11 protein-coding genes and 1 pseudogene are annotated in these 13552 nt (G+C 59.5%); 3 read left to right on the forward strand and 9 right to left on the reverse strand.

Going from position 1 to position 13552, the window contains the following annotated elements:
- Nucleotides 1-97 precede the first annotated feature (97 nt).
- The 6 genes from OSJ75_RS21820 to OSJ75_RS21845 all read right to left on the reverse strand — a co-directional run bounded on the left by OSJ75_RS21820 (nt 98) and on the right by OSJ75_RS21845 (nt 6783).
- Nucleotides 98-1051 carry a formylglycine-generating enzyme family protein gene (locus OSJ75_RS21820; RefSeq protein WP_267229513.1) on the reverse strand — a complete coding sequence of 318 codons (954 nt, stop codon included), beginning with the start codon at nt 1049-1051 and terminating at the stop codon, nt 98-100.
- A 3-nt stretch (nt 1052-1054) separates the two neighbouring features.
- Nucleotides 1055-2611 carry a sulfatase gene (locus OSJ75_RS21825; protein ID WP_267229514.1) on the reverse strand — a complete coding sequence of 519 codons (1557 nt, stop codon included), beginning with the start codon at nt 2609-2611 and terminating at the stop codon, nt 1055-1057.
- A gap of 99 nt (nt 2612-2710) precedes the next feature.
- On the reverse strand, nt 2711-3685 hold the full coding sequence (locus tag OSJ75_RS21830) for an aliphatic sulfonate ABC transporter substrate-binding protein (protein WP_416362599.1): 975 nt from the start codon (nt 3683-3685) through the stop codon (nt 2711-2713).
- Nucleotides 3686-3726: 41 nt separating this feature from the next.
- Nucleotides 3727-4497 carry an ABC transporter ATP-binding protein gene (locus OSJ75_RS21835; protein WP_267229516.1) on the reverse strand — a complete coding sequence of 257 codons (771 nt, stop codon included), beginning with the start codon at nt 4495-4497 and terminating at the stop codon, nt 3727-3729.
- Entirely contained in the window at nt 4494-5228 is a 735-nt protein-coding gene (locus OSJ75_RS21840; RefSeq protein WP_250020030.1) for an ABC transporter permease, read from the reverse strand. Before OSJ75_RS21840 ends, OSJ75_RS21835 begins: the two co-directional genes overlap by 4 nt.
- Before the next feature lie 118 nt (nt 5229-5346).
- Nucleotides 5347-6783, reverse strand: a complete 1437-nt coding sequence (locus tag OSJ75_RS21845; RefSeq protein ID WP_267229517.1) for a sulfatase — start codon at nt 6781-6783, stop codon at nt 5347-5349.
- 149 nt (nt 6784-6932) lie between these two features.
- On the opposite strand from OSJ75_RS21845, the gene OSJ75_RS21850 reads away from it, so the two are divergent.
- The gene (locus tag OSJ75_RS21850) at nt 6933-7985 is read left to right on the forward strand and encodes a LacI family DNA-binding transcriptional regulator (RefSeq protein ID WP_267229518.1); all 1053 of its coding nucleotides are present in this window, start codon (nt 6933-6935) and stop codon (nt 7983-7985) included.
- 18 nt (nt 7986-8003) lie between these two features.
- On the opposite strand, the gene OSJ75_RS21855 is transcribed toward OSJ75_RS21850, so the two are convergent.
- Nucleotides 8004-8456: a MarR family winged helix-turn-helix transcriptional regulator gene (locus OSJ75_RS21855; RefSeq protein ID WP_267229519.1), complete on the reverse strand. Its 453-nt coding sequence runs from the start codon at nt 8454-8456 to the stop codon at nt 8004-8006.
- A gap of 179 nt (nt 8457-8635) precedes the next feature.
- Here OSJ75_RS21855 and OSJ75_RS21860 point away from each other — a divergent pair, with 179 nt between their 5' ends.
- Entirely contained in the window at nt 8636-11020 is a 2385-nt protein-coding gene (locus OSJ75_RS21860) for a membrane-bound PQQ-dependent dehydrogenase, glucose/quinate/shikimate family (RefSeq protein ID WP_267229520.1), read from the forward strand.
- Nucleotides 11021-11166: 146 nt separating this feature from the next.
- Here OSJ75_RS21860 and OSJ75_RS21865 read toward each other — a convergent pair whose 3' ends face one another.
- Entirely contained in the window at nt 11167-11541 is a 375-nt protein-coding gene (locus OSJ75_RS21865; protein WP_250019987.1) for a hypothetical protein, read from the reverse strand.
- Between the two features lie 805 nt (nt 11542-12346).
- Nucleotides 12347-12646: pseudogene (locus tag OSJ75_RS21870) on the reverse strand (helix-turn-helix domain-containing protein); the annotation flags it as partial.
- Between the two features lie 265 nt (nt 12647-12911).
- Between OSJ75_RS21870 and OSJ75_RS21875 the strand changes: the two are divergent.
- Nucleotides 12912-13541, forward strand: coding sequence for an FMN-binding negative transcriptional regulator (locus OSJ75_RS21875; RefSeq protein ID WP_267229521.1), 630 nt, complete (start codon nt 12912-12914; stop codon nt 13539-13541).
- The last annotated feature ends 11 nt before the right edge of the window (nt 13542-13552 follow it).

Genomic DNA, 13552 nt, shown 5'->3' on the forward strand with positions numbered 1-13552 from the left:
CGCAGCATAATTGCGTCCGGAGTTAAGGCGCGCTCGGTGCCGAGCGAATTTTTGCAACAGAGCCAGACTGATCTCGTTCATCTGGTGGTGCGGGCACTTAGCTACCCCCGTACCGAGGCAAATCGTAGCAAATTCGAAAGCCAATATTGCTGGCGGACGAATTGGCACTGGCTGCGGTGCGGGCGGCGATGCGATAACGGTAGCAATAGCTCTTATGGCAGAGGAAGGAGCCGCCTTTCATGACCCTTTCGTCATCACGGCCGGCCTGATCGTTGCGCTGTCGCGCCGCCTTGCTCAAAGAGCGTATGCGAAACGCGTCCGCAGTCCATTCCCAAACATTGCCGGCCATATTGAAAAGTCCTTTGCCGTTCGGCGCAAAGGCATCGACAGGAGCAGTCCCGGCAAATCCGTCTTCGACCGTATTGTGATCGGGGAAGCGTCCCTGCCAGATGTTGCAGAAGACCTCTCCGTCGTTCGGTTCTTCGTCACCCCATGGAAAGCGTGGATCTGCGAGGCCACCGCGAGCGGCATGTTCCCATTCGGCTTCCGTCGGCAACCGGCCACCAGACCAGGTGGCAAATGCTGTCGCATCCCACCACGAAACCTGTACGACCGGGTGGTCGGCGCGATCGTGTATGGAACTTCCCGGCCCTTCCGGCGAATGCCAGCAAGCCCCATCTACGCGATGCCACCAGGGGATATGGGGACTGACGGGGAAGCGAGATGCGCTGATCGGCAAGAGCCCCTCAAAGACAGGCGCCCAGCCAAACTTTTCCGCCTCCGTTGTGTAGCCGGTTGCAGCGACGAACGCAGCGAAACGTGAATTTGTCACGGCAACGGTCTCGAGTTCGAAGGGAGCAAGTTTTACTGCTTTCCGCGGACCTTCGCCGTCGGCATGGATGAGTGGCCGATCAGTTCCGACATGGCTGCGGCTGGCATGAAAGCGCGCCCGCGCGACGGCGGAGGCCGTACCGACCGAAACGGGTGCGGATTGCGGTCTGCCAACGTCCAGCTGCCCGCGTCTTGCCCCGAAATCAGAACAGCAACTCACCGATCAGGCCGCCACGATGGAACGTCTCGCCAGCGCCTCTGCGGTGACATGCTCGGGAATGTCGCCGATCGCCGCCATCCGCCCATCGAGCTTGGCCAGCATATCCTGGAAGACACTGAAATAGGCGGGATCATTGGCGCGATTGTGGAGTTCAAACGGATCCTTCTCACAATCGAACAACTCCCATTCCGGCGGCTCTCCTCCCGGATAGGCTCCCGGTTGGTTCAGCGGATCATTATACCAGTATATCAACTTATAGCGTGCGTCGCGCACGCCATAATGGGCGAAAGCATTGTGAAATTCGTCCTTGTGCATCCAGTAGCGATGGTAGGCCAAACCAATGTCATCGTTTTCCCTGGTCTGCTCCAGGATCGGACGCATGCTTTCCCCCTGCATATAACTGGGGAAGGGCAGACCGGCATAATCGAGAAAGGTCGGCGCGAAATCCACGTTGGTAACGATATGGCCGGATCGCGTTCCGGCCCTGATACCATTCGGGTAGCGGATCAGGAACGGCATCTGCAGCGACTCTTCGTACATGAACCGTTTGTCGAACCAGCCGTGCTCGCCAAGGAAGAAGCCTTGATCAGATGTATAGATGACAATCGTGTTGTCGCTAATGCCTTCCTCATCGAGAAAATCGAGCATGCGACCCACGTTTTCGTCGACCGCGGCGATGGTTTGCAAATAGCGCATCATGTAGCGTTGATACTTGAAGAGGGCTAGTTGTTGTGGATCCGTGAAGATATGGTTCTCGCCTGTCAGCGCATCGACCAGCTGCAGCTTCTCTCCGGGTTCGATTTCCGGCACTTTTCGTTGCGTCCAGCCAGGCACCAGAAGTTCGCCGACTTCATCGCCGCCCTCCGGTTGTACAAGTCCCAGATCCTTGTAGGTCATGTCCGAACGGATGCGCATCTTCGCCGCTGCTGCGGCGGCGGCCCGATTGGAGAAATCGTCGCAGAACGTCCCCGGCACAGGCAGCGTTCCATCAGCGTAAAGATGCCGGTGGCGCGGATGAGGCTCGAAACTCCGATGCGGCGCTTTGTGATGACACATCAGGAAAAACGGCCGGGTGGGGTCGCGGCGCCTAAGAAAGTCGAGACATTTATCAGTGATGACGTCGGTGGCGTAACCCTTTTCGGTCCTGGAACCGGCGTCGTCGATCATCACCGGATCGAAGTACTCTCCCTGTCCCGGTACGACTGACCATTCGTCGAACCCGGTCGGTGAATGAGCCTTGCCTTCACCCAAATGCCATTTTCCAAAGATGGCCGTCTGGTAGCCATCGGCGCGCAGGTGCTTGGCGACATTGGGCAGACGGTTGTCGATATGGGTATCAAGCGTCGTCACCATGTTCACATGATTGTAAGTACCTGTCAGGATCGCCGCACGGCTCGGCGTGCAGATCGAATTGGTGACGTAGCAGCGATCCAACCGCATCCCCTCGTTCGCGATGCGATCCAGGTTCGGCGTGCTGTTCAAACCGGAGCCATACGCCGATATCGCCCGAGCGGCATGGTCGTCGGACATGATGAACAGGATGTTGGGCTGCTTCGTCATCGTTATCTCGATCAAATAGGGGCCATAACAGCAAGCCGATGAACCCGGATAATCCTGTTGGCGAACAGAGTTGGCCGGTGTTGCCACCGGCCTGCACCATCAGGCACTGGTGAAGAGGTCGGCGGTGTAGAATTGCTCCGAAGGGAGCGGTTCTTTCACCGTACCAAATTCCTGGAACATCTTGTTGAAGTCCGTCAGCCACTTGTTGACGGTCCCCTCCTTGGTGAAGGCATCAAGTTCCTTGGAAGTCAGCATCTTGCGGCTGCGCGCAACCTTCTCGGTTGCCTCTGCCGGCGCATTCAGGAATGCCGTAGTGATCTGGATCGAACGATCAAGATTCGCCGCCCGGTAATCCATCGCCTTCTTCATCACGCGCAGGAATTTCTTCACGATGTCAGGGTTTTGCTGAACGATTTCATTACGGGCCACGAAGGTGTTGATGAACGACGTCTGCGGATAGAAATCCTGGTTTGAGGCGAGCTCCTTCATATCCGGCACACGCGGCTTGATCGTGTCGATCAGCGGATACCATATGCCGGCGGCGTCAATCTGTTTCGAGGTGAAGGCGGCGACCACTGTCGACGGATCCATCGGCACCACCTGAATATCGCCCACCGTCATGCCGGCCTTCGTCAGCGCCATGCGCAGGATCATATCGCCGGACGTGCCCTGCGGCACCCCGACCTTCTTGCCCTTCAGGTCCTTCATTGAGTTGATGCCGCCTTGCGCGATGACGCGGTCCGAAAAGCCGATATCGTTCACGCCGATGACTTTGGCCTTGCCGCTGGCTGGAAGCCAGAGCGCGCCGGGACCAATCGTGCCGAAGTTGAGGCTGCCGGCGCCCATGGCCTGGATCTGGATTGGCCCGTTGGTGAAGACTTTGACCGACGGCGTGATGCCTTCCGCTTCCCAAAGCTTCAGGTCCTGGGCAATGGCCAGGACGCTGGCATTCGGAAAGTCGGCGATATAGCCGATGGTCATGTCGGCCGACTGTGCGAGAGCCCTGCCGCCAATGGAGAAAACTCCCGCGGCAGTCAACGCTGCAGTTGTCTTCAACAGATTTCGTCTCGTCAGCATGTTTGTTCCTCCTTTAACAGCCGATCGCAGGGCAAACGTCAGGCGGCAGCCGGGTGATAGACCGAGCGCCAGACCTCGTTGCGCAAAGCAGAAAATTCCGGTGAAAGGCGCATCTCCTCCGTACGGGGATATGGCAGGTCGACCTGAACAATCTTATGGAGCCGACCGGGACGGGCCGCCATGACGACGACGCGGCTGGCGAGGTAAACCGCCTCGTCCACATCGTGGGTGATGAACATCACCGTACGCCGTTCCTTGCTCCAGGTAGCCAGCAACTGATCCTGAAGCTGCACGCGCGTCAAGGCATCCAATGCTCCGAATGGCTCGTCCATGAGCAAAATCTTCGGGTTGACCGCGTATGCGCGGGCGATGGCGCAGCGCTGCTTCATGCCGCCGGACAGGGTCTTTGGCAGGGAGTCCGCGAAGTCGCTGAGGCCGACAAGGGCGATGAAGTGATCAGCGATCCTGCGCCGCTCCGCCTTGGGATGTTTAGAGATCTGCAGGCCGAATTCGACATTCTGGCGTACTGTCAGCCAGGGGAACAGCGCATATTGTTGGAAGATGACGCCGCGCTCCGGTCCCGGTCCCTTGACCGGCACATTGTCGACAAGGACCTGTCCGGAGGACGGATCGGTCAGGCCTGCGGCGATATTCATCGCGGTCGACTTGCCGCAACCGGAGGGGCCGACGACGGTGATGAATTCGCCGTCCTCAATATCGAGGTTGAGCGCCTGCAGGGCGTTGAAAGAGGTCTGCCCGGCGATGTTGAACGTCTTGGTGACGTTCTGGAACGAGATCTTGGTGCTCATAGCTTTTCCTGCCAGGCGGTCAGCACCGCATCGATGGCCTGGACGATCCGGTCCATGATCAGGCCCAGGATACCGATCGCGATGAGGCTGACGAAGATTGTCGGAAGGTCATAGTAAAGCTGCGCCTGCTGCATGCGAAAACCAAGGCCGGACTGCGCGGCAATCAGTTCTGCGGCTACAACGGTCGCCCAGGAGGAGCCGAGACCGATGCGGACGCCGACCATGATGTATGGTAGAGATGCCGGCACGATGACCCGCCGAAAGATGGTAAAGTCGTTGGCGCCGAGCACGCGAGCGGCATTGACCAGCGTTTTGTCGACGTTGACGACGCCTTGGTAGGTCGCCACGACACTCGACAGGAAGGATGCCAGGAAGATGACAAAGATCTTCGGCGTCTCGTCAATGCCCATGGTGACGATTGCGAGTGGAATTATGGCAAGCGGCGGAATGGTCCGGAAGAACTGCACGTAGGGCTCGATGATGCCACGGGCAAGCCGGTACCAGCCCATCAGGAAGCCGACGGGTATCGCCACCATGATTCCGAGCGCAAAGCCGGTGAAGACGCGGCCGAGGCTGGAAATCGCATCAGACAGGAGAAGGCCGCTCTGTGCCTGGATGACGGCCTGCTTCGCGACGGCCAGCGGTGTCGGGAGGCCCACCACCCCTTGTGCGGTGACAAACGCCCAGAGCAGGATGCCGATGACGATGGCGGATGCGTTGACAGCCAGCATGCCGAACGAATGAGACAGCAGCGATTGGCGCACGGTTTCGGGCTTTTCTTCGGTCGTTACAATGGACAAGCTCATGCCTCCCCTGCGAATGCGCGCCGGCGTCCAAAGTTCGGCCGGCTCATCGCGCACCTGCCATCAAGTCACGCGTCTTGAAGTTTGACTCGATCAGCCAGTCGCGCATGACATCGAGAAGTTCCCGTTTCTGCCCGGCGTAATCAGGATCACTCCAAAGGTTCTTCACTTCCTTCGGATCGTTCTCGAGATCGAAAAGCTGCCCGTCGGCGGAACCCTTGAAGTGCACGAGCTTCCAGCGGTCGCTGCGCACGCCGGTCATGAACTCGACACTTCCGGCCATTGCCACGTCGCCCATCTGCTCGCAGAACACATGGGCGCGCGGTGTCCAGTCCTTGCCCTCAAGCGCCGGCTTCAGGCTCTGCGCCTCGAAAGACGGCGGCGGCGTGATGCCGGCATATTCGAGGATCGTCGGACCGAGGTCGAAGAGCTGACACAGTCCTTCGATCGAACGTCCGCCCTGGAAGCGGTTCGCCGTCGACCATATGACAGTCGGAACCCGGGTGACGATGTCATACATCGACCATTTCTGGATCAGGCCGTGTTCGCCGAGACATTCGCCATGGTCCGAGGTGAAGATGACGATTGCGTCTTCCAGATAACCGCGGGCCTTGAGCGCCTCCAGGAGTTCGCCGACTTTCTCGTCGATCAGCGTGACGTTGCCGAGATAGTGTGCCCAGAGCCGTTGCAGCTGGTCAGCGCTCGGATCAAGGTTCCAGACAACGGAGTCGTGATCGACCTCGACATCGTGTTGACGCTTGTCCTTCAGCTCCTGGTGCAGCGAATCCAGTTCTTCCTTTGACGGGTTGGGCAGCGGCAGGTCGTTGCGCTTGAGATAGGGCTCGGTATAGCGCGCTGGCGGATCGAATGGCGGATGGGGTCCGGGGAAGCCGACCTGCAGGAACAGTGGCTCGGTGACCGGATAGGTCTCCACCCACCACTTCGCCATATTGCCGACGAAGGCATCGGAATGCAGCTCCTCGGGCAATTCCCAGTCGAAACAACCCAGCCGCTCGCGATAGTCGTCGAGCTTGCGGTAATGTTCGCGCTGCTGCTTGACAAGGCCATTGGCGGCAAGCGCCTTGTCCCACTCGTCAAAATACCAACGGCCCTCCATGTAGCGATCCTTGTTTTCCACGACGTAACGCTCGTGGAAACCCGAGTCTGAATTGTAGGGGATGGTATGCATCTTGCCGACGTTGACGCAGCGATAGCCCGCATCGCGCAGCTGCTCGACCCAGGTTCGCTGCCATCTCTGGCCGTTTGCCAGAACACCCGTCGTATGGGGGTAATAGCCGGTGAAGAGGCTCGCACGCGACGGAACGCAGCTCGGCGCCGTAATATGACAATTCGTCAATGCCACGCCTTTTTCGATCAAGGCATCGATATTCGGCGTGACGGCATAAGGGAATCCGAGCGCCGCGATCGAGTCGTAACGTTGCTGGTCCGTCATGATCAGAATGATGTTCGGCCTTTCGACCATCCTGTTGCTCCGCATGCCGATTGTTCGGCTCCATTTATTTTGTCAGGTGAGTAGAACCCGTCTCTACTTGCCTCTTCTCCAAAACGATGGCACAAAGTGAGCGTTAACGCAACGATCACTCAAACAGGTTCGGTGCTTTTGGAATAAAGATGCGCAGCTCATTCAAAGACAGGAAGAACATACCTACACTCGCTTCAATCGCAGAACGGGTCGGTGTTTCCGTCAACACGGTTTCGCGTGCCTTGAGGGCCCCCAACACAGTCCGGACCGAGCTTCGCAACCGCATCAATGCTGCGATGGACGAGTTGAACTACGTGCCGAACCGTCTCGCGGGCGGACTTTCCGGGACACACTCGGACATTGTCGGCGTGGTAGTGACGTCGCTGTACTACTCTGAATTCGCAAGCATCATCGACACATTGCAATCGTGCCTTCTTGAACATGATCTTCAAGTCATGCTGGCGAACACTCGCTACGATGCCGATCAGGAACTGCGGCTTGTCCGGTCCATTCTCAGCTGGCGCCCTGCCGCGGTGGCGATCATCGGCGTGGATCATCCGCCGAAAGTCGCCGAGTTGCTCATGGCGTCGGGAATCCCGATCATCGAGATGTGGGATACAAGCGGCCCTGTTATCGATACGGCCGTTGGTTTCGATCATGCACAGGTCGGTGCGGCTCAAGCCGAGCACCTGATCGCAGAAGGCTATCGGCGGCTAGCCTTTCTTGGCAGCGTCCGAGAAAACGACCTGCGCGCCCAGAAGCGCCTGAAAGGTGTCAAGGCAGCCGCAGCCGCAGCCGGCCTTCCCGAACTTGTCACGCATACGGCGCAACAGGGCGGCAGCCCTGTTCTCGGCGAACGCTTGGCGATCGAACTCATGGAGCAGCACCCGGACATCGATGGTATCGTGTGCAATAGCGACGTCGTTGGCTTCGGGGTCCTCCGCGCACTCAAGACGCTTGGCAAGCAGGTGCCGAATGATGTTGGCTTAATCGCTTTTGGCGACAACGAGGCTGCCCGGTATCTGACCCCTTCACTGACGACAATTCGTCCAGACCGCGAGCAGATCGGCAAAGCGACGGCCGCGGCGATTATTGCCCGGATCAATGGCTCGGAACCCGGCACCACCCGTGTCAACTGGAGCCTGGAAAAGCGCGAAAGTACGCGTCGTCAGAACGATTTTTTCACAGGTCGTGAGCGGTGAAGCCGCTGGTGCGAGGCGCTATTCCCCGGCTTCCAAGCCGGTCAGCTTCGTCTCCAGCCGGCCGAGCAGGGCCATCGCAGCTTTCAGTTCGGCATCGCCGACGTCGCTCATCAATTCGGCGCGCAGCACCGCCAGGATGCGCTCGATCTCGGTCACGCGCTTTCGCCCCGCATCCGTGAGCGCCAGGATTTTCGCCCTCCGGTCGGCGGCGTCCTCGATGCGCGTTACAAGTCCTTCTGCCACCAGGAGATCGACGATGCGGACAAGCGACGGCCCCTCGAAGCCGAGATGTTCCGCAACCACACCCTGGCGGACATTGTCGCCGAGCCGGGACAGCATCACCAGCGGCATCGCGGTGGCATGGGACAGGCCGCAATCGTCCAGCGACTTGTCGGCCGCACGGCGCCACAGCCTGGCGACTGACATGATGAGCTGGCCAAATCTGGCGCGATCCGGGTCTTGCTTGGACATTCCCGATAAGATAACATGCTATCTATTAGGATGCGATATAATCCTTTCTCCCCGGCGATGCCCTGTCGCCGAAAGCCGGAAGGCTGACGACACCCTCTCGATAGATCGCCATCACGGCCATTTCAGGCGGTCGCGGCCGGGGCAGGCGTGACATTTGGATAATGATTGAGGTGACCGGCATGTCAGAAGAAAAGTCCAACAGATCCGCCGGCGGCTGGCTGCTCGTCCTCTTCGGTCTGGTCCTGGTGATCATCGGCCTGCCTCTCCTCTATGGCGGCGTTCAGCTGATCGGCCTTGGCGGCTCCTGGTACTACGCGCTCGCTGGCGCCGGCATCATCGTCTCGGGCCTTCTCTACGTTTTTCGCCGGCGTGCCGGCCTGTGGCTTTACGTCATCATCTTCCTGGCCACCATCGTCTGGGCGCTCTGGGAAGCCGGCCTGAATTTCTGGCCGCTGGTTCCCAGGCTCGTCGCCCCGGCCGTCATCGGCATGGTCGCGCTTTTGCTGGCGCCGCTATTTCCATCGCCCGCAGGTAGCGGCAAGCGCGGCCCTTTCGCGCTGGCCGGCATCCTCGGCCTCGGACTGATCGCCACCGCCGCCTATGCCTTCCAGCCACATGGCGTGATCCGCAACTCGGTGGCAGCGGCTGAGGCAATCGCCCCGGCTGCCGCGCCGTCCGGCACCGACTGGCGCCATTATGGCCGCACGCCCGCCGGTACGCGCTACGCGCCGATCGGCCAGATCACCAGGGACAACGTGAAGGAATTGAAAGTCGCCTGGACGTTCCGGACCGGCGATGTGCCGCCAAAAGGCGCGGAAGACCAGAATACACCGCTGCAGGTGGGCGATACGGTCTATGCCTGCTCCTCGCACAATATCGTCAATGCCCTGAATGCCGAGACCGGCGAGCTACGCTGGAAATTCGATCCCAAGGCCTCGGCGCCGCTCTGGCAGCGCTGCCGTGGCGTGAGCTATTACGAGCCTGCCGCCGCCCCGGACAACGGCACCGCGCAGGCAGCGGCGACGGCACCATCGCCTGCCGCCTGCGCCGGCCGCATCGTCATGACGACCATCGATGCGCGGCTGATCGAGATCGACGCCAGGACCGGCCAGCCCTGCCAGGATTTCGGCGATGGCGGCACCGTCGACCTCAAGCAAGGCATGGGCGCTATCAAGGCCGGGTTCTACTTCCAGACCTCGGCCCCCACCGTCATGCGCGATCTCGTGATGGTCGGCGGCTGGGTCTGGGACAATGTCGAGACCGGTGAGCCTTCCGGCGCCATCAGGGCCTTCAGTGCCAGGACCGGCGAACTGGTCTGGGCCTGGGATCTCGGCAATCCGGCCATCACCAAACTGCCGCCGGAGGGCCAGAGCTATACGCGCGGCACGCCCAATGTCCGGTCGACGCCGAGCTATGACGATGCGCTCGGCCTCGTCTACCTGCCGACGGGCAATGCCACGCCGGACTTCTTCGGCGCCGAACGCAGCAAGGCGGCGGAGGACTATACCGCTTCGGTCGTCGCGCTCGACATCGCGACAGGCCGCGAGCGCTGGAAGTTTCAGACGGTGCATCACGATCTGTGGGACTACGACCTTCCCTCACAGCCGGCGCTCTACGACGTGCCGGACGGCAAGGGCGGCACGGTGCCGGCATTGATCCAGGTAACCAAGCGCGGCCAGATCTTCCTGCTCGACCGCCGCGACGGCACGCCGGTCGCCGAGGTCCAGGAAAAGCCGGTGCCGCAGGACGGTGGCGCCAAGGAAGATTTCCTGTCGCCGACCCAGCCCTATTCGGTCGGCATGCCTTCGATAGGCGACGAGCCGTTCACCGAGGCCCGGATGTGGGGGGCCACCCCGCTCGACCAGCTATACTGCCGCATCGGCTTTAAGAGAATGCGCTACGAGGGTGAATTCACGCCTCCAGGCACCACGCGCTCGCTGCAATTTCCCGGCTATTATGGCGGCATGAATTGGGGCAGCGCCTCGATCGACGAAGCCAATGGCTACCTGATCGTCAACGACATCCGCATGCCGCAATTCGTGGAATTGCTGCCGCGTGCCGTGGCCGACAATTATGGGCCTTCGGCAGCGCATGACGGCCTGGGAACACAGCTCGGCACGCCCTACGGCGCGCTCAAGAACGGCTTCATGTCGCCACTCGATGTCCCCTGCCATCAGCCGCCCTATGGCACGATCAGCGCCATCGACCTGAAATCGCGCCAGCTCGTCTGGCAGGTGCCGGCGGGCACGCTGCAGGACACCGGCCCGCTCGGCATGAAGACCGGCCTGCAAATTCCGATCGGCATGCCGTCGCTTGGCGGACCGGTCACCACGGCGGGTGGCCTCGTCTTCTATGCCGGCACGCAGGACTACTATCTGCGCGCCATCGATGTGGCCACCGGCGAGGAACTCTGGAAGGGTCGCCTGCCGGTCGGCGCGCAAGCGACGCCGATGACCTATGTTTCTCCCGAAAGCGGCCGCCAGTTCGTCGTCATCTCGGCGGGCGGCGCGCGCCAGTCGCCGGATCGCGGCGATTACATCATCGCCTACGCCTTGCCGAAATAGGACGACGCATACGACACCTGATGCGCCGCTGATTCTGCTCGATGCGATTTGTTGAGGGCGATTGTTGCGGTCGGCCGTTCCATGGTGTGAAGCAGACGGGAACCCATCCCGTCTACGCCATCAGGGCCAACAATAGTGATGTCGAACTAACCGTCGTCGGGATTATCGACCTCACAACCCATGCCATGGCAGCCGGTGTAGTTGCCTTGCGTGTCGAAGTTCGGATTGCCGTCCCTGTCAAACTGCGGCCGCGTGTCGATTTGACTTTGTTCACGGCGACGACGTTCTTTCTTGCGCTCATGTTTACGCTCGCGCCGCTCTTCCAGCACGTCCATATAGCGCCGCCTTTCGTCGTCGTGACGCAAGCCCTGTTGCATCATGCAATTGGCAAAGGCGTCCGTACCTGGCCGGAACCCATAGGACGAGCAATTATTCTGATCTTCTTCCTCTGCGGTAATGCAACCGGCAACCGCCAGCGGAACAAGTGCAAGCAATAAATATCTGAGTTTCAGGGTTGTCATGGGATACTCCGATTGGGGAAAGGTTCTGACAGGATCACGGTTTTAGTCTTGATGGCTGCGCCTATGGCCGAAGGCCTTGTCATCGGCGTCAGGTACAAAGGCCGGACCTGGGATGCGGACCAGGCGAGATAGGGCAGGGCGCAGCGTTCGATCCAGAAGCCTGTTCCGAAACGCGCACCAATCAACTGACCACCCGCAACACCTCCCACGGCTCAGGCGAGGAGGGCATTCCGGTTTACGCCGAGATCAGAACCGCGTGCGATTCTGCCGACCAAAGACCCAGCCAACAATTGCACAAGCATTGGAATAATGTGCCTCCTCACTATTAAGTCGCGCACTGCGTTGGGAAGTATGATTAACAGGAGATACTCATGAAACGGATAAGAACATAAGTGCGCTTTGCGATACACATAAAATAACATAGTCATTATGCTTGCAAGCCCCAGTTTCGCCATAATCAATATTTTTGTCGTAAAATTAGCACCAATATTGGCAGCTATAATTGAATAGTGCCTCACCATCGATGATATGATTTAGCTCTTGAATATGGTTGGATTGCGCAACCAACAGCATTCTTGGCGTTCCGCAAATATGTAATATTATCAATCCACGTCTGACGCTAGCAATAATAAATCTAGCCGCCACTATCTTGTTAACTATCTGAGCTATCGTTATTTAATAATATTATTGCTATCAATGTATAATGCCAAGAATGTGTAAGCACAAAGTTATAATGTCCCGTTTCTGCAAAGTAGAAATGTCATCCTGACAGGCGCAGATGCGCGTCACCGGGCAGGGGGGAGACCTGCTCGGCCAGCTTCTCGGCCGCCAGCGTCGGCCTGAAGTCCGCGTAGCGTTCGCGCACCAGCTGCAGCGCCAGTTCACGCACGCCGTCCTTGATCCGGTTGTTCGACCGCCGGCCGCGGCTGCGATGACGCAGCGCAGGCGCACCTTCGACACAGAATGTCCGAACGATCCTTTGCACCTGGCGAACGCTCAGCGACAGCACAATCGCCGCCGAGGCAAGTGTGCGGCGACGCTCGACAACCTCCGACAAAACTTCAATGCGATGCAGCTCGCGCTCGCTCATTAAAATCCATCCCAAAATCTGCTTCCCGAATCTCGTTGCGATGACCGAGAAGGTGACACAGCGACATTTCTACTTTGCAGAAACAGGACATTTTAACTTTGCGCTTACACCCCCGTCGGGCATCAAAGTCGCATAAGGTTAGTTATGGAACTTATTCTTGTCGCCGGGTCAGGCCGTTCCGGCTTCGGCCTGGAATGTTACCGGGACAAGTCTCGCATTGCCACATGCCGTGCTCGGCCCGTAAAATCCGGCTTTCGACCTCAACGGGACTGGAACGACCTTGTATACGCCGCCATCCTTCGCCGAACTCGACCGTGACGCCATCCATGCGATGATCGACGAGTTCAAACTTGCCCAGTTCATCACGGCAACGGAAGCTGGTCCGCTGTGCACGCCGCTTCCCATGTTTCTCGACCTTTCCGAAGGCGAGTCCGGCGTGCTTTACGGACATCTGGCGCGGCCCAATCCGCAATGGCAGATGCCGTGCCTCGGCGATGCGCTGGCGGTGTTTTCCGGGCCGGACGCCTATATCACGCCCTCCTGGTACGCATCGAAGGCCGAGCACGGCAAGGTGGTTCCAACCTGGAATTATTCATCGGTGCAGGTTTCGGGACCGGCCGAATTCTTCGACGAGCCGGACCGGCTTCATGCCATCGTCACCCGATTGACCGAACTGCATGAAGGCCGCCGCGAGCGGCCATGGAGCGTTGACGACGCACCGGAGAAATTCGTGCAGGCCCAGCTTCGCGGCATTGTCGGCGTCAAGATGACGATCAGGACGCTCAAGGGCAAGCGCAAGCTCAGCCAGAACCGCAGCGAAGCCGACAGGGCCGGTGTCGTCCGCGGCCTGGCCGAGAGCAGCGATGCCATCGACCGGATCGTCGCCGGGCAAATGAACGCGTCCGCCTGAAAGCAATGCCC

It is taken from the genome of Phyllobacterium sp. 0TCS1.6A (genome assembly GCF_026420825.1).
GTDB lineage: Bacteria > Pseudomonadota > Alphaproteobacteria > Rhizobiales > Rhizobiaceae > Phyllobacterium.